Here is a 26,291-nt window from a genome sequence, read left to right as displayed (position 1 = left end):
TCGCTTGTCGATCGATGGATTGATTAGTTATTCTAATAAGATTGTATTACATTTGTATTACACATGAATGACAAAATGCTAAATGTAAGACTCGATAAGGATACTGAGAAGACACTCAAGCAGTATAGCGAGCAAAACAATATGTCTAAGACCGCAGTAGTAAAGGAGGCCTTAGCCCTGTATTTCACCAAAGAGACAGAGAGCAAATCTCCCTACGAGCTTGGGGGAGATCTTTTCGGGATTGAGGGTAGTGGCCAGGCTGATCGTTCTACCACCTACAAAGCCAAACTTAGAGAAAAGCTGCATGCAAAGCATTCTCATTGATGCCGGCCCGCTGATAGCGTTGTTTGATAAATCTGACAGATACCATACCAGAGCGATTACTTTTATCAAAGGGTATCAGGGGCATCTTTGGTCCACTTGGCCTGTGGTGACAGAAGTCTGTCACATGCTGGACTTTAGTACAAAAGCACAATATTCATTTTTGGAATGGATTAGACGTGGAGGACTAAAAATATTTGATTTAAACGAGAGTCATCTGGAGAGAATACTGGAGTTGACCGAAAAGTTCGATGATGTACCTATGGATTTGGCTGATGCCTCCTTGTTGCTAGTATCCGAAGAGCGCCGACACAACAAAATTGCTACAATTGACTCTGATTTTTATATCTATCGTGATATCAGAAATCAGTATTTAACAAACATATTTATGTAAACAAAGAGAAGAATTAGGCCTACGCCTAATTCTTCTCTTTTGATGAGGCCTGGTTTTCTTATTTTAACCAAGCTCTGTACATCCAGAGTGTTTTTTCTTGCTCCTCTATCAGTGCGGACATCTGATCTTCTGTACCTCCATCATTGGCTTCTCCAGCCAGCCCCTTTAGTTCTTTCTCTTGTGTTACGATTTGTTCGAGATTGCCTACTATTGTTTGCACTGCAGTCTCCCCATCATGAACATTTTTGACTGGTTTTATCTTGGCTGTAGCCAGATAATCGTCGAACCCGTGAATAGGGGTTCCTCCTATGGTTAAAATACGCTCTGCAATTTCGTCCACCTTCATGGCTGCATCGGTATAGAGCTCTTCGAACTTGACATGGAGTTCAAAAAAATTCTTTCCCTGAATGTTCCAGTGAAACCCTCTTAGATTTTGGTAATAAATCTGGAAATCTGCTAGTAGCTCATTGAGCTTATCGATTATTATTTTATTTTCTTTCATATCTATTCGTTGTTTAGCTATATCGTAAATAACGGCAGAATTCAGACCTGAGGTTCGTGATTAAAATCACAATTTGTGATCCGTCAATAAAGAATGTTGATATGTTTTCTAAGCCGGAATATATTTCTTGAATAGACTCTTCACTTTCATCTGAATCACACCAAATACGGCTTCCTTGAAGATGCCTCGAGACATTTTGGATTGCCCTTTGGTACGGTCAGTGAAGATGATGGGCACCTCTTTTATTTTGAATCCATATTTCCAAGCTAGAAACTTCATTTCGATCTGAAAGGCGTAGCCAACAAAATGTACATTATCTGGATGAATCGTTTCCAGCACTTTTCGAGTATAGCACTTAAACCCTGCCGTAGTATCTTTGATTGGGATGCCAGTGACAAACTGGACATAGATGCTGGCACAGTACGACATCAGTACCCGATTCATTGGCCAGTTGACCACATTGACACCAGATATATACCTGGACCCAATAGCCAAATCATAGCCTTCTTGCTCACAGGCAGCCCTAAGATGAATAAGATCCAACGGATTGTGCGAGAAATCTGCATCCATCTCAAAGATATACTCATAGCCATGATCCAAGGAAAAATGAAACCCAGCTATATATGCGGTACCAAGACCTGCTTTTCCGCTCCTTTCAATTATATGCAGTGAATCAAACTCACTTTGGAGTTTTTTTACAATGGAGGCGGTGCCGTCAGGAGAGTTGTCATCGACAACCAGAATATCAAAATTGGCATCGAGATCAAAAACGGTTCTGATGATATCTTCAATGTTTTCTTTCTCATTGAAAGTGGGTATGATGACGAGACTTGTATTCAAGTGTTGAATTTAATTAATGATACGATTCTATAACAGCAAAATTGAATCTTCCTTCTCAAAATGCTGATGTAATAGCAGAATTGGCCTTATCTACCTATAGCCCAAAAGCTGCATCATCTGCTCGCTGGATTGTTCTTCAGCAAATACGCGCGATGTAACCTTGCCGTTGTCATCTTTTGAAATTAAAATATGTTTTGGCGCAGGAATCAGGCAGTGCTGAATCCCTCCATAACCCCCAAGGGACTCCTGGTAGGCTCCCGTATGGAAAAAACCGAAGTACATGGTTTGATCTTTTTCTATTATTGGCAAAAACACCTCTGAGATGTGTGCTTCCGAATCATAATAATCCATGCTATCACAAGTCAAACCACCAATATTCACCCTGTGAAAGTGTTTGTCCCATAGGTTTATCGGGAGCATAATGAATTTTGAGTTGAGCCCCCAGACATCAGGTAGATGAGTGATAAACGAGCCGTCCATCATATACCAGAGTTCCTTATCATTTTGTAGCTTTTGGTCTAGCACGGAGTATATAGTAGCACCACTTTCCGCCACGGTATAGCTACCAAACTCAGTATAGATGTTTGGTTCATCGATACTATTCTTCTTGCAAATCCACTGAATGTTTTCAATGATTTGCTCGGCCATGTATTCATAGTCATATTCAAAATGCAAAGAGTTCTTTACGGGAAACCCTCCACCAATATCAACCGAATTCAAATCTGGACACACCTTCTTTAGTTCGCAATATTTATATATAAATCGGCTCAATTCACTCCAGTAGTATGCAGAATCCTTGATGCCAGTATTGATAAAGTAGTGCAGCATTTTCAATTTCCCCTTCGACTTACCCTTGATTCTATTTTGATAGTAACCAAGAATATCACTGTAGCGTATCCCTAATCTTGAAGTATAAAACTCAAAATTGGGCTCCTCATCAGCAGCCAGTCTCATGCCCATGTTAAACGGTTTATCTACGTGCTCATCATAGTAGTCAAGCTCCATAAGATTATCCAGAATGGGAAGGCAATTTGTAAATCCTGCATTGAGCAGCTCAACTATTTTTTTGAGGTAGTGAGGTCGCTTGTAGCCATTGCATATGATGTATGTGTCCTTGGTGATCAGTCCTTTTTCATACAGGGTCTCGATGATAGAGATATCATAAGCAGAAGAAGTTTCAAGATGAATGTCATTTTTCAACGCCTCCTCGAGTACAAAGGAGAAATGGTTAGACTTCGTGCAATAGCAGTAGGTATAAGAGCCTTTGTAGTTTTTCTTTTTTATAGCCTGGTTGAAGTACCCTTTTGCTAACTGTATTTTTTCGGAAATCTTAGGTAGGTAAGTGAGCTTGAGCGGAGTCCCATGCTCTTCTATCATATCCATGAGATCGACCCCGTTAAAATTCAAATGGTTGTTTTTGACACCAAATTCTGCATTTGGAAAATCAAAGGTCTGGTCGATTAAATCATGATATTTTTTCATGGAATGGTATTAGTGTTTAAAAGGCCTCAAAAAACCGACAAATATCTGCAAATTTATGTTGAATTTGCACCATCATAATTGGTAAAAATCCTATTAAATTTGCCAGCCTGTAAATAAACAGATACTCCCAAAACCCAAATTTGATGATTGATATTTTAATTAAAGATGAAACTGCGCCACTCAGGTCTGTAATACTAGGTACTGCAGAGAGTTTTGGTGGAGTGCCAGACATCGAAGACGCCTACGACCCTAAGTCCAGGCAGCATATTCTGGATGGATCCTTCCCTAAGGAGGAAGATATAATAAATGAAATGACAGCAGTCGAGAAAGCACTGACAAAACATGGAGTAAAGGTCTATCGACCAAAAGTATTGCCTGATACCAATCAGGTATTTGCTCGTGATATTGGCTTTGTGATCGGAGATAAATTCGTCATGCCGAATATCATAGATGAGCGTGCAGCAGAAAAAGAAGGGATCGACCATCTTATTGCACAGATAAATCCAAGTCAAATACTGAAGATGCCCAAAGGAGCATACGCGGAAGGAGGCGATGTAATGCCATGGAAAGAAAAACTTTTCATAGGGTACTCAGAAGATGATGACTACAACAACTACAAAGTGAGTCGTACAAATAGTGCCGGAGTCAAATTTCTAAGAGAGCAGTTTCCCAATTGTGATTTTTATGCCTTCGAACTAAAAAAATCTGATACAGATCCAAGAGAGAATGCTTTACATCTTGATTGCTGTTTTCAGCCTATAGGTGATAATCAATGCATCATTTATAAAGGAGGATTCAAAAAGGAAAAAGATTACGAATTGCTCGTGAGCCTCTTCGGAGCAGAAAATTGTATCGAAATCACGAAAGAAGAGATGTACGATATGAATTCGAATGTATTTTCTATCTCACCAAAAGTAATCATCAGCGAACAGGGATTTACCAGACTCAATGATGAATTGGAAAAAAGAGGATTTGAAGTAGAACGCGTGCCATATAGTGAGACCGCAAAAATGGAAGGACTGCTCAGATGTTCAACCTTACCCCTTGAAAGAACCTATTGACTATGGGAATAAATACGACTTCCAGAATCATGATGATCAGACCCGTTCAGTTTAGGATGAACGAACAAACGGCTGTTAATAATTACTACCAAAAGGCATTGGAAAATATCACTCCTGAAAATATTCAGGTCAGAGCCCTAGCGGAATTTGATGGTTTTGTGGATAAACTCCGCTCCAATGGAATTGAGGTCATCGTGATCAACGACACACCTGATCCAAGTACTCCAGACTCCATTTTTCCCAATAACTGGATCAGTTTTCATGCTGATGGCACCATTGGTCTATATCCAATGTACGCCGAAAACAGAAGGTTGGAAAGACGTTCCGAAATTATTGAGGAACTCAAGAAATATGGTTTGATAGTGAATAAAAAAATAGACCTGTCAAAATCAGAAAACGACGGCAAGTTTCTCGAAGGCACAGGGAGCCTGATCTTTGATCGTACAAATAAAATAGCCTATGCTGCTATATCTGAGAGAACGCATCCTGATGTCATTGAATCTTTCGAAAAAGCCTTCGGGTATAAAGTAGTTTCGTTTACTGCAAACCAAACAGTGGGAGATACGCGCTTACCAATCTATCATACTAATGTGATGATGGCCCTGGGCCACGATTTCGCTGTGATATGTTTGGATACAATAGACGACAAGGCGGAAAGAAAAATGGTTGTAGATTCGCTGGAGCAATCGGGCAAGGAAGTGATCGATATTACTGAAGATCAGAAAGCACATTTCGCTGGCAACATGTTGCAGGTGGAGAATGCAAACGGAGATAAGTTTATGGTCATGTCGGAAGCGGCATTCACGTCCTTAGAAGAATCACAAAAAAATAAGATTTTAAAGTATAACAAAGACATTATTCACAGCTCACTCGATACCATAGAGGCATTAGGTGGCGGAAGTGCACGATGCATGATGGCAGAAGTGTTTTTGCCTAAGAAATAACAAAAAATGAACATTGTATCTCAACTACAAATCGGAATAGCCGAAGGTCTCAAATCTCTCTACGATCATGACGTAGCTGCACCCTCCTTGAGCTTGCAGCCCACCAGAAAGGAATTTGAAGGCACTTATACCTTTGTGACTTTTCCGTATGGGAAAATTTCTAAGAAAAACCCTGCAGAAACAGGCGAAGAGTTGGGATCTTATCTCAAGGACCATTGCGAGATTGTATCTGGATACAATGTGGTCAAAGGTTTTTTGAATGTAGAACTGGCAAGTGCAGTCTGGGTCAACCTGTTCAATGAAATATCCGGTACCGAGGAATTTGGTAAGCACCCTAGAAAAAGTGAAAAAGTGATGGTAGAATATGCTTCTCCCAACACCAACAAGCCCCTTCATTTAGGACACTTGCGAAATATCTTTCTAGGCTATTCTGTTGCCAGGATATATGATGCCTATGGTTATGATGTAGTCAAAGTCCAAATCATCAATGATAGAGGGATCCATATTTGTAAATCTATGGTGGCCTGGAAAAAATTTGGTGCAGGTGAGACCCCAGAGTCGGCAGGCTTGAAAGGAGACAAGCTGGTAGGGAAGTACTATGTTGAATTTGATAAGGTATACAAGGCCGAAATAAAGGAATTAGTGGCAAGTGGGAAGTCGCAAGAAGAGGCCGAAAAAATGGCGCCCATATTATTGGAAGCCCAGGAGGAGCTAAGAAAATGGGAGGCCAAAGAACCGGAGACTTATGCCCTTTGGCAAAAAATGAACGGCTGGGTATATACAGGATTCGATGCCACCTATGAGCAAATGGGGGTATCTTTTGATAAACTTTACTATGAGTCAGATACTTATTTGCTAGGAAAGGAACAAGTAGCTGAAGGGCTAAAAAACGGTCACTTTATCAAAAAGGATGACGGTTCAGTCTGGGTAGATTTGACAGATGAAGGACTCGATCAAAAAATTGTACAGCGTTCGGACGGCACGGCAGTATATATGACGCAGGATATCGGAACGGCGATTCAACGCTTCGAGGAATATCCGGGTCTGATCAAGCAGGTCTATACCGTAGGCAATGAGCAAGACTATCATTTCAAGGTGCTTTTTCTGATCTTGAAAAAGCTTGGATACAAGTGGGCAGAGGAGTGCTACCATCTCTCCTATGGCATGGTGGATTTGCCTTCCGGCAAAATGAAGTCACGAGAAGGGACTGTAGTAGATGCTGATGATCTAATGGATGAAATGATAGCTACTGCGGCACATCACACCAAAGAATTGGGAAAAATAGATGGTTTTACCCAAGAGCAGGCAGAAAAGCTCTACGATACTATTGGATTAGGTGCGCTGAAGTATTTTCTACTAAAGGTAGATCCAAAAAAACGCATGCTATTTGACCCGCAGGAGTCGATAGAATTTCATGGCAATACAGGTCCGTTTATCCAATATACGCACGCCAGAATTTCTGCTATTCTCAGAAGAGCCGAAGAGCTGGGTATTACGAGCAGTGCTACTCAAATATCAAGAGATATCAAACTCAGTACGACCGAAAGCGATCTGATCTTTCTACTTTCAGAATTACCAAATCGGATAAAAGCCGCCGCAGAAGACTATCTACCATCCGTGATAGCGCAGTACGTATATGACCTGGCTAAAGAATACAATAAATTCTATGCAGAGTTCTCCATTTTTGGTGAGCAAGAAGCATCTGTCACAGCGGCCAGAGTAGCACTCTCAGCTCAGGTGGCGAAAAACATCAAGTATGGTATGTCTCTTCTGGGTATTCATGTACCGGATAGAATGTAATACATGAGCAATTCTATAATCAAACATTGGCTAAAAGCCTTTCGGCTCAGAACATTGCCGCTGGCTCTGTCTAGTATTTTTATGGGCAACTTCCTCGCCAGTTGGCAGGGACAATTTGATTGGATTATCCTATTGCTATCTGTAACCACGACCATTTTCTTACAAATACTATCTAATCTGGCCAATGACTACGGCGACACCATTCATGGAGCGGATAGCGCTGAGCGGGAGGGCCCTGCCAGAGCCGTACAGAGTGGGGTAATTACAAAAAGCCAAATGAAAACAGCCATATATATATTAGCCGGCCTTTCATTGAGCTCGGGACTACTTTTGTTGAACATGGCGTTTGCCGATCACTGGCTGTTGATAATCATATTTCTTGTGTTGGGCCTGGCTGCCATATATGCAGCCATCACCTATACGGCAGGGAGTAATCCATATGGCTATAGAGGGTTGGGCGACATTTCTGTGCTTATTTTCTTTGGATTTGTAGGCGTATTTGGAGCGTATTATTTACAAACCAAACAGCTAGATTGGCAGATAGTAATGCCTGCACTTAGTTGCGGTCTACTGTCCACCGGAGTCCTTAATGTCAACAATATTCGGGACATAGAATCTGATCAAAAGGCCGGCAAGATATCTATACCTGTGCGCCTCGGTAGAGAAGGTGCCGTCATCTATCATTATGTTTTGCTTGGCCTGGCCATGATCAGCAGCCTGGCATTTGCGGTCTATTATGTGCTGGACTGGAACTCCTATCTATTTTTGCTCTCTTTCCCATTGATCATTAGAAATGCCTGGGCAGTGAAGACTCGATTGACTCCTGCGGACCTGGATCCATATTTAAAACAATTAGCGCTCACCACACTGTTGTTTGTAGTGCTCTTCGGCATTGGACTCATCTGGTAGTAGTCTGTCTATATGAGGCTATTTAAGTCCACTACTGCACAGGCACTGTCCGATAGTTGGACACATTGTAAACTACATATTTCCATAAGTTATTGATAATCAATAATATAGATTATTGGCACACTGTTGGCTGATGGTAATTTGTCAAAAACTCAAAAATTACGTTTATATCGTGAGACTGCTTCAGAAGGAAGCAGTCTCTTTTTTTGATAGAAGTATTAGGATGAGTTACTTTTGTAAAAAGAAATAATCATGTCGAAAAAGGATAAATTCAAAAATCGTGTAGGAGTGGTTTATTCTACTGATACCAGCTATGATTATGTAGAAGATCAGGAATTAGAAGAAGAGACATTGGCACCAAAAGATCAGAAGCTCAGAGTAGAGCTAGACAAGAAAAATCGAAAGGGCAAGCAGGTCACCCTGGTAACTGGGTTTACTGGTATGACTGGGGATCTTAAAGAACTCGGTAAAATGCTCAAAACCAAGTGTGGAGTAGGAGGGAATGTGAAGGATCGAGAAATTATTATTCAAGGTGATTTACGTGATAAAGTGGTTGAAATCCTCCAAAAGGAGGGATATCAAGCCAGGAAAATATAATTTTTAATGAAAATGGAAATATTTGCTATTTATTTCAAATGGAGCTTCCGCAAATGATAAAGTTTTCTCTATATTTGCACTCCGATTTTTTAGGATAGCATAAAAGACTAAGAAAATGTCGAAAGTTTGTCAAATAACTGGTAAGAGACCACAAGTAGGAAACAACGTTTCTCACGCGAATAATAAAACTAAGAGAAGGTTTTATCCAAATCTATTCAAGAAGAGATTTTATCTCCCTGAAGAAGATAGATGGATTACTTTGAAAGTATCTTCAACTGCATTGAAAACAATCAACAAAAATGGATTGGCTTCAGTGTTGAAAAAGGCTAAAGCAAAAGGAACCCTTTCATTATAATAATTTAGAACAATGGCTAAGAAAGGCAATAGAGTTCAAGTAATCCTAGAATGCACTGAGCACAAGGCGACAGGTCAGCCAGGCACGTCTAGGTACATTACTACTAAAAACAGGAAAAATACTCCTGATAGAATGGAATTGAGGAAATTCAATCCAGTTCTTAAGAAATATACTGTACACAAAGAAATTAAATAACCATGGCTAAGAAGGTAGTTGCAACCCTGAAGAAAAAGGATGGTGTAAAATATGCTAAGGTGATTAAAGCGGTGAAAACCAAATCAGGAGCATATTCATTCAGAGAAGAAATTGTCACTGAAGACAGAGTGAAAGAAGTATTGGCAGCGAAGTAATTCGTCCATTTAAAAATATTTCCGAAAGTCTCCTGATGCAATCAGGAGACTTTTTCTATTTTTAACCTATCCGTTTGATTGATTATGGGATTATTCAATATTTTTTCTAAGGAGAAGAAAGAAAGCCTGAACAAAGGCCTGGAGAAATCCAAAGAAAATTTCTTTTCAAAACTTGGTAAGGCGGTCGCCGGTAAGTCCACTGTAGACGATGAATTGCTAGACGAGCTTGAAGAAGTATTGATCACATCCGATGTCGGGGTGGACACCACCGTAAGAATCATTGAGCGCATAGAGGAGCGAGTTGCTAAAGATAAGTACCTAAACACTGCTGAGCTCAATGTAATCCTAAGAGAAGAAATAGCTGGATTGTTAGAAGAAAACAATTCTGTTGATCAAGAGGACTTTTCACTACCTGCCGACAAGAAGCCCTACGTGATTTTAGTAGTCGGAGTGAATGGTGTAGGCAAAACCACAACTATAGGAAAGCTAGCATCCCAGTTTCAACGCAGAGGTAAATCTGTCGTCCTGGGTGCAGCAGACACTTTTAGAGCTGCCGCCGTCGACCAGCTAAAGCTTTGGGGAGAGCGCGTGGGGGTACCGGTGGTTTCACATGGAATGAACACTGACCCGTCGGCAGTGGCATACGACGCTGTCAAACATGCGATGGATCACAAAGCAGATGTAGTCATCATAGATACTGCCGGAAGACTGCACACCAAAGTCAACCTCATGAATGAGCTGACCAAGATCAAAAGAGTAATCCAAAAGTTTGTAAGTGACGCACCGCATGAGATTATGCTTGTGTTGGACGGAAGCACTGGGCAGAATGCTTTTATTCAAGCTCGAGAGTTTACGAAAGCGACAGATGTGAGCTCCCTCGCTATTACCAAACTCGACGGTACCGCCAAGGGTGGAGTAGTCATAGGTATTTCAGATCAATTCAAAATACCTGTCAAATACATTGGAGTAGGCGAGGGGATTGAAGATCTGCAAGTGTTCAACAAACACGAGTTCGTAGACTCATTCTTTAATTAAATCGTCATATTTTCAATTCTAGGCTGGGCTTATTGAGAATTATGTAATAATGCATGATTTCTGAGTTAAAAAATCACATTAGTCAGTACCACTTTCTATATTGAGTCAACGTTCATTGGAAAACGACATTAATGGCTGATAACAAACTTCAATCCTTAACAGAGATATTTAACGAGAAATTTTTTAGAATCCCAGACTTTCAAAGGGGTTATTCTTGGGAAACAAACCAACTCGAAGACTTTTGGGAAGACCTTATAAACCTAAAAGAAGACAAAATTCATTACACAGGGCTTTTAACAGTTGAGTTAATTTCAAAATCAAGCGTTGAGAACATTGAAACTTGGCAAGACGACTTGTGGCTTTTTGAAAGAGAACTTGGTGCGTATTATCTAATTGACGGACAACAAAGACTTACAACCTCAATTATCCTAATTAACGAAATCTTAAATCAATTTGACGATAATGAAGGAATCAACTTTAAAGACAAGACCTATTGGACAAACAAGTTTCTTTTCCAAGCATATGGAGAAAATTACAAATCGTACCTGTTTGGTTATGAGCGCGACAATCCAAGTGATGAGTATTTCAAAACCAAAATTTTAGAACAAGAATCTTCAACTGCCGACAAAGTTCCTGAGCAGACTTTGTACACTTCCAACCTAAAAACAGCTAAAGATTTTTTTTGGAGAAAATTAGAGAGAATAGAAAAACAAGAACTTCAAGAAATATTCAAAAAAGTTACAGCCAAGTTTAAATTCAACTTCTATGAAATAGACGATGAACTTGATGTTTATGTAACTTTTGAAACAATGAACAACAGGGGAAAATCATTGTCAAATTTAGAACGCTTAAAAAACAGATTGATATATCTGTCTACTCTTTTAGATGTTGACAACCAAACAAGAGATAGGCTAAGAAAAGACATAAACGAAACTTGGAAAACAATCTATGAGTATTTAGGCAAAAACAAAGACAACGCAATGGACGATGATGAGTTTTTGCGTAATCATTGGATTATGTACTTCAAGTACGACAGAAAAGAGTCTGCTTCTTATGCTAAATTCTTACTCAATAAAAAATTTAGTGTTAAGAATGTAATTAAGGGAGAAGTTAAATTAACGGACGTCAAGGAGTACATAGATAGTCTTTCAAAATGCGTTAAATCTTGGTTTTACCTATTTAACCCACAGTTCTCAGATTACCGAGACGAAACAAAAGAATGGATACAAAAACTGAATCGCCTAGGAATGAGTGCCTTTCCTCCTTTGTTCATGGCTGCAATGGCTAAGAGTACTGAAAAAGAATTTTTGCCCCTATTCAAATCAGCAGAGCGTTTCATATTCCTGGTTTTTAGACTTTCACAAAGACCGTCAAACACCAAAAACAGTCATTTCTATAAACTCGCAAATGTGTACTACTTCGGGTTAGACTATTATTGGGGGCAAGGAGAAACTACAATTGAAAACGTAATTGGAGACATTGATTGGGTGACACAAGGAGAATCAGGCGAAGGAGACGACTATGCTTATCACGGTTGGTTTGACCTTGTAAAATTCGACAACTACGTTAAAGACCAATTCGACAAAGGAGAAGGCTTTTACACCTGGAATGGTTTACGATACTTTCTTTTTGAATATGAACTTTACCTACAAGAAAAAGCCAATGGAAACCAAAAAGTAAGTTGGGCAGATTTTAACAAGCGAAAAAAGGAAGATACAATTGAGCATATCTATCCTCAAACCCCAAAAGCTGATTGTTGGACTTCAGTCTTTAATGAACCCTCCAAAAAGGAAAGGAAAATACTGCTCCACACTTTAGGAAACTTAGTATTACTTGGTAAATCAAAAAACTCTGAGTTCCAGAACAAATGCTTTGACTTTAAGAAAAAGCATACAAACAAGAACGGAGACGAAGTCGGTTTTTTCAATGGATCATACAGCGAAATTCAAGTTTCCAGTTATGATAATTGGACGCCAACGGAAATTGAAAGTCGGGGGAAAAAAATACTCTCTTTTTTGGAAGAACGATGGAATATTGACTTTGAAGAATGGGAAATAGACAAGGAAGATTTACTGAAATTGGACTTCTTAAGAAAGGAAGCAATTGAATAAAAATAAAAAACGAAATACCCTGCGTTACCTGGCCAGGAAGGTATTAGGATTCTTATGATGGAAACAATCAAAATTCAACTTATTGAAGATGATCCGTGGTTAGCTCCCTATCAAAATGAACTCGCCGAACGCATCTCAATTTTCAAGGAAAAACTCGCCTCCCTGATCTCGACTAATGGCTCATTATACGAATTTGCGGGAGCACACCTTCATCTGGGATTCAATTATGATAAAAAACTCAAAGGATGGTGGTATCGGGAATGGGCTCCCAGTGCAGATCGGCTCTCACTGATTGGTGAGTTTAATGATTGGAAACCCAATCTACATACCTTGACGCGTCATGAGGATGGAATATGGCAGATTTTCATCGGTGATGACAGTCCACACCCACTGACCACTCCTAGTCTGGTGAAAGTCAAAGTTCAAAATGGACTTAATGATCGCGATAGACTGCCTGCTTACATTCGATCTGCCATACAGAACGATAAAACCTATGATTTCAGCGGAGAAGTGTTGGGTACCAGCTCATATAAATGGAAAGATTCTAAATTCAAGCTGGAATCTGGCCTGGCTCCAATTATTTATGAATGTCATGTCGGAATGGCTCAGGAAAAGGAAGGAGTAGGAACCTTTCGAGAGTTTGCAGATAATATTCTGCCAAGGATAGCAAAACAAGGATACAATTGTATCCAGGTAATGGCTATTCAGGAGCACCCCTACTATGGTTCTTTTGGTTATCATGTGTCCAATTTTTTTGCACCCTCTTCCAGGTTTGGTACACCTGACGATCTTAGGTATATGGTAGAGGAGGCGCACAAACTAGGCTTGGCAGTAGTGATGGACGCCGTCTATTCGCATGCGGTCAAGAATATTGCAGAAGGTCTCAACGATTTCGATGGCTCGGACAATCAATATTTTCACAAAGGTGGGCGAGGATATCACACGGGATGGGATTCTAAGCTATTTGACTATGGCAGACCGGAAGTGCTGCAATTTCTGTTGTCAAACATTAGGTACTGGATGGAAGATTTTCATATTGACGGATTTAGATTCGATGGAGTCACCTCCATGCTATATCATCATCATGGCGAAGGAGAGGCATTCGATCATTATGATAAATATTTTAAAAACGGTGTAGACAAAGACGCCATATGTTTTCTGCAGCTAGCCAATGAACTTATGCATCAGATCAAACCCAATGCGATTTCCATTGCAGAAGACATGAGTGGCATGCCTGGAGTATGCAGACCCATCGAAGAAGGAGGTGTCGGATTCGACTATAGATTGGGCATGGGGATACCAGACTATTGGATCAAATTACTGAAGCACACTCCTGATGAAGACTGGCAAGTCAATGCCCTCTGGGATGTAATGGCAAACAGAAGGTATAAGGAAAAAACGATCGCTTATGCCGAATCTCATGACCAGGCACTGGTGGGAGACAAGACCTTGGCCTTTTGGCTCATGGACAAAGAGATGTATTGGCACATGAGCCTTGGTGATGAGAACTTAGTCATAAATCGCGGAATTGCCATGCACAAAATGATTCGCCTTTTTACAGCAAGTCTGGGCGGAGAGGGTTATCTCAATTTTATTGGCAATGAGTTTGGCCATCCGGAGTGGGTGGATTTTCCTCGTGAAGGCAACGATTGGAGCTATAAGCACGCTCGACGTCAGTGGTCTCTGACTGATAACAAAGAACTGAAATACCAATGGTTGAACGAATTCGATAAGGCCATGATCGGATTACTAAAAGAGGGTGAGGTATTGGGCGCTGCTTCAGCTCAGCAACTCAACATGGATGAAGAGAATAAAGTTGTAATTTTCGAACGCAATAACTTGATCTTTGTATTCAATTTTCATCCAGATAGATCCATTTCAGACTATAGATTTCACCTGCCATCAGCTGGAGTCTATGGTATATTGCTTAGCAGTGATGATTCTCGGTTTGGAGGGCACGATAGAGTAAATACTAAAATTGATTATAAATCCATTGCCTACGAGCATGGAGACCAATTGTCTCTTTATTCTCCCTGCAGAACTGCTGTTGTGCTAGAGCTCAAAGGCCCAATTGTAGATCGCTGAGCATGTTAATTAAGCTTTGGTAGGTGTCATAGCTGGCATTGTTGTCTACCGAATTAAAATTTGGATTTAGCCTTTTGAGATACGCGATAGACGACAATTCTGACCACCTCTTTTGAATTTTCTCTGGCCTGGTGCTGAATAAAGATTCGAGCCCATAGAGTTGTTTGAGCCAACTCTGCTGCAACGGGTTTGCGTTTAAATCCTCTAAGTTGTATGAGTTATAGCTGCCGCTGATAGGTTGTCTGATGTTATAGACGGGTTCAGATGAGCTCTCCTCCAGCAATGAACGGATAGACCTGAATGAAGCTTTGCCCTTAGCCTTTCTGGCAATATTATCCAGACCACCTAAATCTAGTAAGCGCTGATAATCGACCTGAACGAAATGGTTTTGAATTTCGCTCATCTCTTCCTGAAAGATTGACATTCCCTGATCTGGAGAAATCAACATCAATTTGAAGTCATTATTTGATCTGGAGCAGAGGATTCTTTCAGATTGCGTTGGGGTCAAATACCAATCAATGGCCCCAGTAAAAGTAGCCTTATATCCCATTGGTTTTAGGTGAGCTACCAATTCATTATAATAGATATTTTGAGTATTAAAGAAAACCTCTGGCTGGTAACCAAAGGTTTTCTTCATCAATTTTTTATGCCATTCGGCCTCGCGTATAAAATGGTTGATATTGTATAGTGAAGACAAACTGTGGTGAAAAGTGCCACCCAATATTTCAATTTGCTTGTTTTTTATTGCTGATTTTATTTCCAGCACGATCTTAGAGTCTTCTGCAACGAGCAGCTCAATGAACGTTCCGGAGAAATAAATAGATGTTGGCACTTTGCTCGATAGCACCTGGCTTAGCATTGTTTTCCCGTTCTTTGAGTACCAGACACTAAAAGCTGATGACTCACCTTCTGCGAAGTAGGATTTATTCGCACCTATATCAAAAAAGGTAAAGTCAGATAGTTGTTTTTCCCAATCTAATACAAGAGTAAGAGCTAGAGATTTATTCATATTATGGATTCCAGCACGGCTAGTATTTTTGAAGCAGATCGCTCCCAGGTTAGATTTTTAATTTGTTCTTGATTTACCGCAACAGCATGCATACTTAGTTTTGGGTTTTGCAATATAGATACAATTTTGCTTGCAAACATGTCCGTATCTTCTGGTGATACAAGTGTAGCCTCCGGGAGTATCTCTGCTGCACCACAGCGATCAGACAGTACCATAGGCACACCTGCTGAGGCAGCTTCTAAGGCCGTTAATCCAAAAGGCTCAGAGAAGGAAGGCATGCAATAAACGTCAGCTATAGCGTACAACTTTTTTAGATCATCCTGATCCAAATGTCCCGTGATATGAAATCTGCTGGCAATCGCACTTCCGGCGCCTGCTTCAATCAATCGTTTGTATAGCTCTCCATCTCCTGACATCACAAATCTGGTTTCTGGATATTCTTGAGCTATTTTCTCTGCAATTTCAAGGAACTGCATAGGGCCTTTTTGCCCTGCCAGCCTGCCGACGAAAAGGACTATTTTCTCTTCAAATGGACTCTTGACTTTTATTGGCGTTTCGGGGTGATGTCCATGATATATCACATGTATCTTGTCCTCAGCGATGCCGTATTGTTCGATGATTACACTTTTGGAGTAGTGACTGACGGCAATCACCGCATCTGCTTGCTGCATGGCATTTTGCTCTAAATCAAATATCCACGAGCCGTGCTGTCCGAAATTGCGATCGACGTCCAGCGAGTGTACATGTAGTAGCAGTGGTTTAGCAAACTTCTCTTTTAGTTCTAGTGCCGCTTTGAAGGTAATCCAGTCATGCGCATAGATTGCATCAAAATCTATCTCTTGACCTTCAAGGACCAGCTCATTAGAGAATTCAACCAATTGTTGGTGCAGCCTATGGCTTTCTATTTTTTCTTGTGTATTGGAGTGCGTCACCTCCTGATAGTGATAGGCAGAAAGTTGAGATTCGATACTTACTGTGGCCATTTCCTTTAGGACAGAGAGGTCAGAAAAATTTGAGGTCTCAGCGACCTTTTGCTTTACATTCAGCTCTTCTATCTTGCTCGGTTCGACCAAGGTCAAGCTGATTTTTTTTGATAATTCTTCTGCAATGTGATGCGCAGCTTTTCCTAGTCCGCTTGTGTTGCGATCTGGAGCGCCAGGGCCAAGTATTAATAATTTAAAACTCATAGTTTTTAGGTATTAGGTTTTATTGGCAAGTGCCATTTCTAAGGTTGGTTCAGGTTCATTCTAAATCATCATAGTGCAACAACACTATTCAGCTCATCAGAAATCTGGTTATCCACAAAGCCATCAGCCTCATCATCGTTCATCCACACTTGTCCGTCGATTAGATATCTGAACTGATAGTGCCTGCCTTTTGGCAGTTCGACCACACACTTAAAGGATCCATTTTTCAAAGCTGTAAACTCTGCCTTGTTCTCGTTCCATTCGTTAAAATCGCCTACCAGATTAATTTTCTTAGCCTGATCCGCTTTTTCTTTTTCTACAGTCCAGACCACCTTGTAGAGGTCTTTTGATTTTAGATATTGTTTTTTGATACTCATTTTTTCTTTGATTAAGAGATTTCGATTTTTTCAAAATTTTTGGATATAGTTAATGTAGGCAGACTATTCGTCAATTCTATTTGACCCGAGAGATCAACACCATCCACAAAAATTGATACTGGAGACTGTTTCAGTCCATGCAGTTTTAGTTGATAAGATTGATAAGTTGGATCAAACAAACCATCCTTTTTCTGTGTGATGACCCATTGCTCATTCTCCTGACTGGATTCAAAGATTTTCTCCACGCAACCCTCAGTATTCATATAGTTGTATCCATCACCTTCATCCTCATAGAGCATGGATTGTGTAGCTTCTGTCGGTCGGTAACAATCCAGAGTAAGTGTCTCGAACACAAACTCGTCCACAAACTGCATTTTAGGCTGTTTTGGAATGATTGCTCCCTGTCGAATAAATATTGGGATTTGATCCAATGGTGTGTCTACTGTAATCTCCAGACCTCCATCGAGGAGTTCATCAGTCCAGTAGTTGTACCATTGTCCGGAAGTGAGATACATCTTTCTGGTTTTTAATCCAGGTTCTGAAACCGGACAAATCATAATATGGTGACCAAGAAAAAATTCCTCCTCTCGATAGAATGTTTCAGGATCAATATGGCCTTCCAGATGCAAGGATCTCACCATTGGTGTGCCTGTCTGTGTGTTGTAGTAGAAAACGGTATACAAATATGGCAACAGCTCATACCTCATTTCAATAAATCTGCGAACGATATCCACATATTTCTTTTCAAATTTCCAAGGTTCTTTGTCTCCGTGATCGCCAGAAGAATGAGTTCTGAAAAATGGATGAAAAATTGCCATTTGAATCCATCGCGTGTATAGCTCGCCGTCAGGGGAGCCAATAAATCCACCAACATCAGAGCCAGCGAATGAAATACCGGAAGCTGCCAGTCTTTGGCATTGAATGTTGGCGATTTTCAAATGCTCCCAAGAAGCTACATTGTCTCCTGTCCAGACAGAAGCATGCCGCTGAACCCCGGCATAGGCAGACCGTGATATCGTGAATGGTCGCTTTTTGTTCTGCATAAATCTCTTTTGACCCTCGAAGGTGGATTGAGCCATCAGAGAGCCATAGACATTGTGTCCTTTGCGATGACTTGCCGGTTCGCCGTCAAAATCGTGTCGCACATCGTTGGGAAATGTACCATCTTCAAACGTAGCCGGTTCGTTCATATCATTCCAAACTCCATCCACGCCATCTTTGATCAACCCGTCGAACAAAGTTGCCCACCATTCACGTGTAGATTTTTTTGTGAAATCGGGGAAATGACATAATCCAGGCCAAACGCTAGCCTTGAGCAGGTCACCGTCCATTCTCTTGCAAAAATGGTCGCCTGCTATACCCTGTCGATAGACTTCATAATTCTTGTCGATTTTAATTCCTGGATCGATGATAACGACAGTTTTGAATCCCTGCTTCTTTAAATCCTCAATCATTTCAGCCGGTTTTGGAAATTTTTCACTATCCCAAGTGAAGCACCTGAATTCGTCCATATAATCAATATCAAGATGGATCACATCGCAAGGAATCTTTCTACTGCGAAACTCCTCTCCTAGTTTTCTCACAACGGATTCAGGATAGTAACTCCACTTACTTTGATGATAGCCCAGCGCCCACTTTGGAGGTAGCTGCGGAGTACCGGTAAGTTTGGCATATTTTCTCACCACATCTATAAGTTTCGGACCATGGATATAGTAGTATTTCATTTGACCACCCTGCGACCAAAAACTACAAACTGATCGACGTTCGAACCCGAAATCAAAGAAACTTCTAAAGGTGTTGTCCATAAATATTCCATAGCCTATTTGACTATGCTGGCCCATATAAAATGGAATGTTTTTATAAACAGGTTCGGAGTCGTTGCCATACCCATAACAATCCGTGCCCCATAGCTCACGTTTGGTACCGATAAGATTTAGGCGGCCTGTTTTATCCCCCAGGCCATAAAATTTCTCATCCTTGTGGAGCACCTTTGTACAGATATTGATATGACCACCATAGTGTTTGTGGTCTTGCCAGTGATACCCTTTTTCATCCTCAAACACCGGGCTACCTTCTAGAGTGGTAATTTTGGAGGATAGATTTCGTTTGTTAATATGACATTTTAAGACATCCGTAGTAATTATTACTTCAGAGTCCAGGTCCTCGTGTACTACAGCTGCCGATTCAGTGCCATACTCCGGATCTAAAGCATAGGAAAAGTCACGCTCAAAGTACCCGTCATTGGCAAATCGGAATTTCAGAATATCTGAAGATTCTACAGTGACTTCTAAAGAGGCGTGTTCACCATGAAAAATATAAACGTTTTTCGAATGTTCCCAGGACAGGAGACTACCAGCAAAAAACTCTTCCGCATTTTTGTCTTGAAATTTATCTATATAGTTTCCAGAGAAATCAGAGTTCTCAGTTTTTTGTTCTTCTTCTTTAATAATGTCCATATCTTGTTTTACTTATGGAATGCTTTTGAGTAGAGCAGAGCCAATTCATTGACTTGTTTTAAGATAGTCGATTGTATGGTCTCACTCAAATGTTGTTTAATCAGAGTGCAATTTAATTAGGATTATCAATAAAATGTCAATTTTATAGCATGCATTTTAACAGAAAACAATATTTTTGATTTTATTTTCAATGAAGTGTAGTAATAATTAGATTATTCATAATTAACATAGGTTCAGAATTAAGATACTTTTTTGAATAAAATCAGAACCGGGAGTCGTGAATGAGTTATACCTCAAACAAAACTAATACGATGGCAAATAAGGAAAAGGCAAAGAAGGTTTCAAATGGAAAAACCAGTTTGGTGGAAGTTGCCTGGGAGGTTTGCAATCAGGTGGGCGGTATATATACCGTTATCCGCTCCAAAGTACCTACCATGGTTAGAGATTGGGGAGAAAACTATATGCTTCTGGGTCCCAATGTCCATTCCAATGTTCATTCAGATTTCGAACCAGACCCCAATTCTCCAATATCAGGTGTGGTGCATGAGCTACAAGAAATGGGCTGGGATGTACAAGCCGGCTCATGGTTAGTTTCCGGGCGACCCACTACCGTTCTATTCAACCCGCACAGTGTGATGGATCGTCTGGCAGATATTAAATATTATTACTGGCAAAATCATCACATTGCATTTGATCAGCACGACCCACTTATGGATCAGGTACTGGCCTTTGGGTATATGGTCAAAGAGTTTTTGAGTAGGTACGCTCGTGTCTGTCTGGATCAAGACAAGGATGTCATTGTGCACTTTCATGAATGGATGGCAGGCACAGCCATACCGGATCTGAGAAAAGAGCAAATTCCAGTGCAGACAGTATTTACGACACATGCCACGCTGCTGGGACGGTATTTAGCCATGAATGATCCCTTCTTTTATGACCACCTACCATTTTTGGATTGGGAGTCAGAAGCTAAAAAGTTCAACATTGAGCCCACAGTTAAATTGGAACGGGCCTGCGCTCACGGTGCCAATGTATTCACTACGGTGAGCGAAGTGACAGCAAAAGAGTGCGTACATCTCCTGGGAAGAAATCCTGATACCATACTACCCAATGGTCTAAACATAGAAAGGTTCTCAGTGTTGCACGAAGTGCAAAACCTGCATCATACATATAAAGAACAAATTGAGCACTTTATGATGGGGCACTTCTTTCAGTCCTACACATTCGATTTGAAAAACACACTTTATTTTTTCACGTCAGGAAGATTTGAGTATAAAAACAAAGGATATGATTTGACCCTGGAGGCATTGGCGCAGTTGAATCATTTAATGAAAGAAAAGAATATAGATAAAACGGTGGTCATGTTTTTTGTCACCAAACAACCATATTCCAGTATCAACCAAGACGTCCTCACCTCCCGTGCCGTGATGGAAGAAATTGATCACAATTGCGATGCGATAATGAAACAGGTGAAGGAACGTCTTTTTCAAGCAGCAGCTACTGACACTAATCATCGCCTTCCAGAGCTAAACACCATGGTAGATGACTATTGGAAGCTCAGGTATAGAAGAACCATCCAATCCTGGAAGTCAGATCGATTGCCAAGCGTGGTTACTCATAATCTGGTAAATGATGCAGGAGATCCAGTGTTGAATTTTCTGAGAAGCTCTAATCTTCTAAATCACGAGAGTGATAAAGTCAAAATCGTGTATCACCCAGATTTTATCACTTCCACCAATCCACTTTTTGGAATGGACTATGGTCAATTTGTTAGAGGCTGTCATCTCGGTATATTTCCAAGCTATTACGAACCATGGGGATATACGCCTGTAGAGTGCCTTGCACGCGGAGTATCTGCTGTGACTTCGGATTTGTCTGGATTCGGTGACTATGTTAAGAACATCAAAAAGGGTAATGAGGCACATGGTATGTATCTGGTGGAAAGGGAAAATAAAGATTTTCATTCTTCCGCAGCACAATTAGCCAATATGATGCTCCAGTTTGTGAATACAACCTCCAAGCACAGAATTCAAAGCCGAAATAAGGCAGAAGACCTATCCGAAGAATTCGACTGGAAGAACCTAATCAAACACTATAATAGCGCATACGAAAGAGCACTCAATATCTATCAGATTAATAATTAAACCTTAATTATCAAAAACCGATGTTTACAGCTGAGCAAAAAGAATTTATTCAATCAAGAGGAAGTGATATAAAAACAGTAGAGCGCCAAATGGCAGATTTCAAAGTCGGGTTTCCTTATTTGAATCTTGCTCGACCAGCTACAATCGGTGATGGCATTATTCAACTATCCGAACAGCAGGTCACCGCGTATAGCTCTGAATATGAATCTCTGGTGTCTAATAAAGAGCTCTTAAAATTTGTGCCAGCATCTGGTGCCGCTACCAGAATGTTTAAAGAACTTTTTGAATTTTTGGACACAAATGAAATCAACAGCGGAGTTGAGAAATTTATAGATGGGCTAGAGAATTTTGCATTCTACACCGAACTGACTGAGTGCTTGATCAACCAAGGGACGCCAATCACAGAGCTACTCGAAGCTCGCAATTATAAACCGATTGTACATACGCTGCTGGACTCATCTGGATTAAACTATGGAAGCTTACCCAAGGGATTGTTACTTTTTCATATCGAAGAAGATATTGCCAAGACTCCGTTGGAAGAACATTTAACAGAGGGGGCGAAATATGCAGTTCAAAAAGATGGACGAGCCAAATTGCATTTTACAGTGTCGCCAGAGCATCAGGAAAAGTTTGAAGAAAAGCTGGCAGGTATAAAGGCAATCTATGAGAAAAAATTTGGGATACAATACGAGGTGACATTCTCGCAACAGAAAAAGTCAACCGACACCATAGCGGTGGATCTTGCAGATGAACCATTCATGGAAAATGGAAAACTGTTGTTCAGGCCTGCAGGACATGGTGCGTTGCTTGAAAATCTTAATGATTTGGACGCAGATGTGATTTTTGTAAAAAATATAGATAATGTGGTACCTGATCACTTGAAAACTGACACTCTGACTTATAAAAAGGCTTTGGCCAGCTTACTATTGGAATTTCAGCAAGATTCCTTTGACTGGCAGATGAGAGCGTCAGCTGGAGAAGATTGCATGGACGAGGCTTTGGTGAAACTGAAATCCAAATACTCCCTCACGCCCGAATTGACAGGAGATAAAGCCTTAACTAATTTCCTAAATCGACCAGTTCGCGTCTGTGGGATGGTAGAAAATACCGGCGAACCAGGAGGAGGACCGTTTTGGGTAGATGACGAAAGCGGTTTATCCCTACAAATTGCTGAAACAGCCCAGATTGATCTCGATAAGACTGATCAGGCAGAAATCCTCAAAGGATCATCACATTTTAACCCTGTGGATCTGGTATGTGGTGTAAGGGACTACAAAGGAAAAAAATTCGACCTATTACAATACAGAAATGACAAGACTGGATTTATCACACAAAAATCAAGAAGTGGCAAGGATCTGAAAGCCATGGAGCTTCCCGGGCTATGGAATGGAGCCATGGCCAACTGGATTACGATTTTTGTTGAGGTTCCTATTTCGACATTTAATCCAGTTAAAACGGTTAATGACCTGCTAAAATCAAATCATCAGTAAGGCTTAACAATTTTTAACAGCAACATCTGACCGTTAAACCATATTCGGCTTTAAAACTTACAGAAGTTGATATAGTTTTGTTTGAAATAGCAAAGTCAATCTTCGAATATGGAAGCAACAGCAAGTGTAGAAAACAAAAAACTGCATCAGGAAAAAATCAAACAGATTTATACTGAGGTAAACAAAGTAGTGGTAGGGCAGAGATATATGATCAACCGATTGATGGTAGGTCTATTTACCCAGGGACATATTCTCCTGGAAGGTGTCCCTGGTCTTGCAAAAACCCTTACCGTTAATACCTTGGCGAATGTATTGCACCTGGATTTCAAAAGAATACAGTTTACTCCGGATCTACTTCCGGCAGACTTGCTAGGTACCATGATTTACAACCAAAAGGCCTCTAATTTCGAAGTGAAAAAAGGGCCAATCTTTGCAAACCTGATCCTCGCGGATGAGGTCAACCGATCTCCAGCTAAGGTGCAATCGGCCTTGCTAGAGTCTATGCAAGAGAAGCAGGTTACGATAGGAGAAACAACCTTTCAACTTGACCGGCCTTTCCTAGTATTGGCGACACAAAACCCCGTAGATCAGGAAGGAACTTATCCGCTCCCTGAAGCCCAGGTAGATAGGTTTATGATGAAAGTGCATGTCGGCTACCCATCCAAGGATGAAGAGCTGGAAATCATGCGTAGAATGTCTAACATGACCTTCGATAGCAAGGTAGATACGATACTTACTAAAGAAGATATTTTTGCTATCCGCAGCGAAATTAATAGTGTCAATCTTTCTGAATCCCTCGAGCGATATATAATAGAGCTTGTATTTGCTACCAGAGACCCTGAAGCTTATGGTATGAAGGAAGAAGCGCACTATATACAGTTTGGCGCCTCGCCAAGAGCGTCTATCAACTTGAATCTGGCGGCAAAAGCCATTGCATTCCTGGAGGGTCGTGATTTTGTATTGCCCGAAGATATAAAAGAGATCGCACCAGATGTACTCAACCATAGAATCCTACTCAACTATGAGGCTGAGGCCGACGGCATCACCACCCATGATATTATCAACACCTTACTAAATAAGGTCAATATTAGTATGGTGAAGTGATCTATTCTGAAATTAACAAAAAAGGCAATCTCTAATCAGAGATTGCCTTTTTTGTTTAATGGCTTCACACACACTTAACATTGATAAAATAGTAATAACATTTTATTCCTTGCATTTAACAGAATGGTAACCGCCGCTTGTGCGCTTGGTAATATGACTTGATCAGATTTGCAGTACAAATTTTGAAAAACATAATCAGAATATTTAAAAGCAAAAAAATGAAAAAGTTATTGACGCTACTATTTGTGTTGGGAACCATGGGAATGATGGTTTCATGTGATGATGATCCAACAGAGGAGATTGAGAAAACAGTTGAGGAATTACAGCAAGAAGCAATAGATGCGGCTCAAGTAGCTGTTGACGGCGTGGCCTCATCAGATAACACAGCCACTGGAGCCTCTGATGAAACTGTATTTGAGGATTGGACATTGGCTTTCAACGCTGATCAAATTGGGTCAAGAGTAAAAGCCGACGCTACCGAAGTGGATGTGACTTCCAACATCGAGGACGATACCGAGTGGACCAAGGACAATATTTATGTATTGAAAACCAGAGTAACAGTAATCGACGGTGCTACATTGACTATTGAAGCCGGAACTGTTGTAAAAGGGGACGCATCATTGACAGGCGTCAATGCGGCAGTATTAATGATTGCTAAGGGTGGCAAACTGATGGCTGAAGGTACAGCTGCCGAACCTATAATCATGACTTCTACCGATGACGATATCCAGCCAGGTGAATTGGTAGGAACTACTTTGGATCAGGATGGAAAAGGAAAATGGGGTGGCCTGGTAATCCTAGGGAACGCTCCTGTAAGTGCGAAGACCGAAGATCCTCAAATCGAAGGTGTAGATGCAGAAGATAGCAACGGCCAATATGGTGGAGATGTATCTGACGACAACTCAGGATCAATCAAGTATGTATCCATTAGACATGGTGGTGCCGAAATCGCCGAAGGAAGCGAAATCAATGGATTGACTTTGGGCGGTGTTGGATCTGGAACGACAATTGAAAATATAGAAGTATATGCTAACTCTGATGATGGTGTAGAATTTTTCGGTGGATCTGTAAACGTGACTAATCTATTGGTATACGCAGTAGGAGATGATGCTATCGATATCGATCAGTCCTACACTGGTGAGGTGAAAAACTTCGCAGTTTACGTTGATGAGAATTCTGACGAAGGACTTGAAGTGGACGGTAGAGAAGGCTCTCTAGATGCAAGCTTTAAATTGACAAACGGCGCAATCTATTCAATTGACGGGACTGATACCAACGCAGATTTTAAATCTAAAGCTAAAGGAACTGTAACGAACGTGACCTTCGAAAGCGGCAAGGTGAAATTGTCAGCTACTTTCGATGCAGAGACCTATGAAGAGTCAGAAGATGCTGCTTCAAATGTGGTCGACGGAACTTTGATTTTCTCTAAAGTAATGGCCAGCGAATTCGAAGTGTACACAGATAGCTTCGACGAAGAATAAATAAGGAATTTTAAGATTCATTTTCTGAATATAAGGGCTCCGGCAGAAGTGTTGGGGCCTTTTTTGTTTTTAACCTGGATTATGCATTAGGAATCGTGATGAAAGCTATAAAGCGCAAAGAAAGAGGCACTTATATTGAAGAGGCATAGCACCGCTATGGTGATTCAATAAATATATGTTAAGTGTCTATTTCAAAGTGTTTTATGATTGGAATAGATTATCTAATGCATATTTCAGGTTTAAGGCAGCAGGCGCTA

At 40.6% G+C, this 26,291-nt stretch carries 24 protein-coding genes; 17 read left to right on the top strand and 7 right to left on the bottom strand.

What is annotated here, in order from left to right:
* Window positions 1-63 precede the first annotated feature (63 nt).
* Together ABJF11_RS20055 and ABJF11_RS20050 are read left to right on the top strand one after the other, a co-directional pair.
* On the top strand, window positions 64-324 hold the full coding sequence (locus tag ABJF11_RS20055; protein ID WP_348122046.1) for a CopG family transcriptional regulator: 261 nt from the start codon (window positions 64-66) through the stop codon (window positions 322-324).
* Window positions 305-715, top strand: coding sequence for a PIN domain-containing protein (locus tag ABJF11_RS20050; RefSeq protein WP_348122045.1), 411 nt, complete (start codon window positions 305-307; stop codon window positions 713-715). Before ABJF11_RS20055 ends, ABJF11_RS20050 begins: the two co-directional genes overlap by 20 nt.
* A gap of 58 nt (window positions 716-773) precedes the next feature.
* On the opposite strand, the gene ABJF11_RS20045 is transcribed toward ABJF11_RS20050, so the two are convergent.
* The 3 genes from ABJF11_RS20045 to ABJF11_RS20035 form a co-directional block, all read right to left on the bottom strand.
* Window positions 774-1,217: a Dps family protein gene (locus ABJF11_RS20045; protein WP_348122043.1), complete on the bottom strand. Its 444-nt coding sequence runs from the start codon at window positions 1,215-1,217 to the stop codon at window positions 774-776.
* Window positions 1,218-1,325: 108 nt separating this feature from the next.
* Complete coding sequence (locus ABJF11_RS20040; RefSeq protein ID WP_348122041.1) at window positions 1,326-2,057, bottom strand: polyprenol monophosphomannose synthase; 732 nt, start codon at window positions 2,055-2,057, stop codon at window positions 1,326-1,328.
* A 90-nt stretch (window positions 2,058-2,147) separates the two neighbouring features.
* A complete protein-coding gene (locus ABJF11_RS20035) occupies window positions 2,148-3,539 on the bottom strand; it encodes an arginine decarboxylase (protein ID WP_348122040.1) in 1,392 nt (463 codons plus the stop codon).
* A 143-nt stretch (window positions 3,540-3,682) separates the two neighbouring features.
* On the opposite strand from ABJF11_RS20035, the gene ABJF11_RS20030 reads away from it, so the two are divergent.
* The 11 genes from ABJF11_RS20030 (at window position 3,683) to ABJF11_RS19980 (ending at window position 14,786) form a co-directional block, all read left to right on the top strand.
* On the top strand, window positions 3,683-4,600 hold the full coding sequence (locus ABJF11_RS20030) for an arginine deiminase family protein (protein ID WP_348122039.1): 918 nt from the start codon (window positions 3,683-3,685) through the stop codon (window positions 4,598-4,600).
* Between the two features lie 2 nt (window positions 4,601-4,602).
* The gene (locus ABJF11_RS20025) at window positions 4,603-5,544 is read left to right on the top strand and encodes an arginine deiminase-related protein (protein ID WP_348122038.1); all 942 of its coding nucleotides are present in this window, start codon (window positions 4,603-4,605) and stop codon (window positions 5,542-5,544) included.
* Between the two features lie 6 nt (window positions 5,545-5,550).
* Window positions 5,551-7,344 (top strand): arginine--tRNA ligase, encoded by a 1,794-nt coding sequence (argS, locus tag ABJF11_RS20020; protein WP_348122037.1) that lies wholly within the window; start codon window positions 5,551-5,553, stop codon window positions 7,342-7,344.
* A gap of 3 nt (window positions 7,345-7,347) precedes the next feature.
* Window positions 7,348-8,253, top strand: coding sequence for a 1,4-dihydroxy-2-naphthoate polyprenyltransferase (locus ABJF11_RS20015; protein WP_348122036.1), 906 nt, complete (start codon window positions 7,348-7,350; stop codon window positions 8,251-8,253).
* Between the two features lie 252 nt (window positions 8,254-8,505).
* Complete coding sequence (locus ABJF11_RS20010) at window positions 8,506-8,850, top strand: translation initiation factor (protein ID WP_348122034.1); 345 nt, start codon at window positions 8,506-8,508, stop codon at window positions 8,848-8,850.
* A gap of 115 nt (window positions 8,851-8,965) precedes the next feature.
* Window positions 8,966-9,205 carry a 50S ribosomal protein L28 gene (rpmB, locus tag ABJF11_RS20005; RefSeq protein ID WP_348122032.1) on the top strand — a complete coding sequence of 80 codons (240 nt, stop codon included), beginning with the start codon at window positions 8,966-8,968 and terminating at the stop codon, window positions 9,203-9,205.
* Between the two features lie 12 nt (window positions 9,206-9,217).
* Window positions 9,218-9,400: a 50S ribosomal protein L33 gene (gene rpmG, locus ABJF11_RS20000; protein ID WP_348122030.1), complete on the top strand. Its 183-nt coding sequence runs from the start codon at window positions 9,218-9,220 to the stop codon at window positions 9,398-9,400.
* A gap of 2 nt (window positions 9,401-9,402) precedes the next feature.
* Entirely contained in the window at window positions 9,403-9,555 is a 153-nt protein-coding gene (locus tag ABJF11_RS19995; RefSeq protein WP_348122028.1) for a DUF4295 family protein, read from the top strand.
* An 84-nt stretch (window positions 9,556-9,639) separates the two neighbouring features.
* Window positions 9,640-10,590, top strand: coding sequence for a signal recognition particle-docking protein FtsY (gene ftsY / locus ABJF11_RS19990; protein ID WP_348122027.1), 951 nt, complete (start codon window positions 9,640-9,642; stop codon window positions 10,588-10,590).
* Between the two features lie 131 nt (window positions 10,591-10,721).
* A complete protein-coding gene (locus ABJF11_RS19985) occupies window positions 10,722-12,701 on the top strand; it encodes a DUF262 domain-containing HNH endonuclease family protein (protein WP_348122026.1) in 1,980 nt (659 codons plus the stop codon).
* 54 nt (window positions 12,702-12,755) lie between these two features.
* The gene (locus tag ABJF11_RS19980) at window positions 12,756-14,786 is read left to right on the top strand and encodes an alpha amylase C-terminal domain-containing protein (protein ID WP_348122024.1); all 2,031 of its coding nucleotides are present in this window, start codon (window positions 12,756-12,758) and stop codon (window positions 14,784-14,786) included.
* Here the strand turns inward: ABJF11_RS19980 and ABJF11_RS19975 are convergent.
* The 4 genes from ABJF11_RS19975 to ABJF11_RS19960 form a co-directional block, all read right to left on the bottom strand.
* Window positions 14,761-15,795, bottom strand: a complete 1,035-nt coding sequence (locus ABJF11_RS19975; protein WP_348122023.1) for a hypothetical protein — start codon at window positions 15,793-15,795, stop codon at window positions 14,761-14,763. The genes ABJF11_RS19980 and ABJF11_RS19975 overlap by 26 nt on opposite strands.
* Window positions 15,792-16,982 (bottom strand): glycosyltransferase family 4 protein, encoded by a 1,191-nt coding sequence (locus ABJF11_RS19970; protein ID WP_348122022.1) that lies wholly within the window; start codon window positions 16,980-16,982, stop codon window positions 15,792-15,794. Before ABJF11_RS19970 ends, ABJF11_RS19975 begins: the two co-directional genes overlap by 4 nt.
* Before the next feature lie 68 nt (window positions 16,983-17,050).
* Window positions 17,051-17,359: an isoamylase early set domain-containing protein gene (locus tag ABJF11_RS19965; protein WP_348122021.1), complete on the bottom strand. Its 309-nt coding sequence runs from the start codon at window positions 17,357-17,359 to the stop codon at window positions 17,051-17,053.
* A gap of 11 nt (window positions 17,360-17,370) precedes the next feature.
* Window positions 17,371-19,815, bottom strand: a complete 2,445-nt coding sequence (locus tag ABJF11_RS19960) for a glycoside hydrolase family 31 protein (RefSeq protein ID WP_348122020.1) — start codon at window positions 19,813-19,815, stop codon at window positions 17,371-17,373.
* Between the two features lie 311 nt (window positions 19,816-20,126).
* Between ABJF11_RS19960 and ABJF11_RS19955 the strand changes: the two genes are divergently transcribed.
* The 4 genes from ABJF11_RS19955 to ABJF11_RS19940 all read left to right on the top strand — a co-directional run bounded on the left by ABJF11_RS19955 (window position 20,127) and on the right by ABJF11_RS19940 (window position 26,034).
* On the top strand, window positions 20,127-21,959 hold the full coding sequence (locus ABJF11_RS19955; RefSeq protein WP_348122018.1) for a glycosyltransferase: 1,833 nt from the start codon (window positions 20,127-20,129) through the stop codon (window positions 21,957-21,959).
* 20 nt (window positions 21,960-21,979) lie between these two features.
* On the top strand, window positions 21,980-23,449 hold the full coding sequence (locus tag ABJF11_RS19950) for a DUF4301 family protein (RefSeq protein WP_348122017.1): 1,470 nt from the start codon (window positions 21,980-21,982) through the stop codon (window positions 23,447-23,449).
* 141 nt (window positions 23,450-23,590) lie between these two features.
* Entirely contained in the window at window positions 23,591-24,553 is a 963-nt protein-coding gene (locus ABJF11_RS19945) for a MoxR family ATPase (RefSeq protein WP_348122176.1), read from the top strand.
* A gap of 218 nt (window positions 24,554-24,771) precedes the next feature.
* Window positions 24,772-26,034 (top strand): hypothetical protein, encoded by a 1,263-nt coding sequence (locus ABJF11_RS19940; RefSeq protein WP_348122016.1) that lies wholly within the window; start codon window positions 24,772-24,774, stop codon window positions 26,032-26,034.
* The last annotated feature ends 257 nt before the right edge of the window (window positions 26,035-26,291 follow it).

This window comes from Reichenbachiella sp. (assembly GCF_039941815.1).
Taxonomy (GTDB): domain Bacteria; phylum Bacteroidota; class Bacteroidia; order Cytophagales; family Cyclobacteriaceae; genus Reichenbachiella.
This window is presented reverse-complemented; position numbering and strand designations above follow the sequence as displayed.

What these genes read in the sequence shown, in the direction of transcription:
- ABJF11_RS20015 (WP_348122036.1), top strand. Translation starts at nt 7,348, where the DNA reads ATGAGCAATTCTATAATCAAACATTGGCTAAAAGCCTTTCGGCTCAGA.
- ABJF11_RS19970 (WP_348122022.1), bottom strand. Translation starts at nt 16,982, where the DNA reads ATGAGTTTTAAATTATTAATACTTGGCCCTGGCGCTCCAGATCGCAAC.
- ABJF11_RS19950 (WP_348122017.1), top strand. Translation starts at nt 21,980, where the DNA reads ATGTTTACAGCTGAGCAAAAAGAATTTATTCAATCAAGAGGAAGTGAT.
- ABJF11_RS20010 (WP_348122034.1), top strand. Translation starts at nt 8,506, where the DNA reads ATGTCGAAAAAGGATAAATTCAAAAATCGTGTAGGAGTGGTTTATTCT.
- ABJF11_RS19995 (WP_348122028.1), top strand. Translation starts at nt 9,403, where the DNA reads ATGGCTAAGAAGGTAGTTGCAACCCTGAAGAAAAAGGATGGTGTAAAA.
- ABJF11_RS19955 (WP_348122018.1), top strand. Translation starts at nt 20,127, where the DNA reads ATGGCAAATAAGGAAAAGGCAAAGAAGGTTTCAAATGGAAAAACCAGT.
- argS (WP_348122037.1), top strand. Translation starts at nt 5,551, where the DNA reads ATGAACATTGTATCTCAACTACAAATCGGAATAGCCGAAGGTCTCAAA.
- ABJF11_RS20025 (WP_348122038.1), top strand. Translation starts at nt 4,603, where the DNA reads ATGGGAATAAATACGACTTCCAGAATCATGATGATCAGACCCGTTCAG.
- ABJF11_RS19960 (WP_348122020.1), bottom strand. Translation starts at nt 19,815, where the DNA reads ATGGACATTATTAAAGAAGAAGAACAAAAAACTGAGAACTCTGATTTC.
- ABJF11_RS19940 (WP_348122016.1), top strand. Translation starts at nt 24,772, where the DNA reads ATGAAAAAGTTATTGACGCTACTATTTGTGTTGGGAACCATGGGAATG.
- ABJF11_RS20050 (WP_348122045.1), top strand. Translation starts at nt 305, where the DNA reads ATGCAAAGCATTCTCATTGATGCCGGCCCGCTGATAGCGTTGTTTGAT.
- ABJF11_RS20035 (WP_348122040.1), bottom strand. Translation starts at nt 3,539, where the DNA reads ATGAAAAAATATCATGATTTAATCGACCAGACCTTTGATTTTCCAAAT.
- ABJF11_RS19985 (WP_348122026.1), top strand. Translation starts at nt 10,722, where the DNA reads ATGGCTGATAACAAACTTCAATCCTTAACAGAGATATTTAACGAGAAA.
- ABJF11_RS20055 (WP_348122046.1), top strand. Translation starts at nt 64, where the DNA reads ATGAATGACAAAATGCTAAATGTAAGACTCGATAAGGATACTGAGAAG.
- ftsY (WP_348122027.1), top strand. Translation starts at nt 9,640, where the DNA reads ATGGGATTATTCAATATTTTTTCTAAGGAGAAGAAAGAAAGCCTGAAC.
- ABJF11_RS20030 (WP_348122039.1), top strand. Translation starts at nt 3,683, where the DNA reads ATGATTGATATTTTAATTAAAGATGAAACTGCGCCACTCAGGTCTGTA.
- ABJF11_RS19975 (WP_348122023.1), bottom strand. Translation starts at nt 15,795, where the DNA reads ATGAATAAATCTCTAGCTCTTACTCTTGTATTAGATTGGGAAAAACAA.
- ABJF11_RS19980 (WP_348122024.1), top strand. Translation starts at nt 12,756, where the DNA reads ATGATGGAAACAATCAAAATTCAACTTATTGAAGATGATCCGTGGTTA.
- rpmG (WP_348122030.1), top strand. Translation starts at nt 9,218, where the DNA reads ATGGCTAAGAAAGGCAATAGAGTTCAAGTAATCCTAGAATGCACTGAG.
- ABJF11_RS19965 (WP_348122021.1), bottom strand. Translation starts at nt 17,359, where the DNA reads ATGAGTATCAAAAAACAATATCTAAAATCAAAAGACCTCTACAAGGTG.
- rpmB (WP_348122032.1), top strand. Translation starts at nt 8,966, where the DNA reads ATGTCGAAAGTTTGTCAAATAACTGGTAAGAGACCACAAGTAGGAAAC.
- ABJF11_RS20045 (WP_348122043.1), bottom strand. Translation starts at nt 1,217, where the DNA reads ATGAAAGAAAATAAAATAATAATCGATAAGCTCAATGAGCTACTAGCA.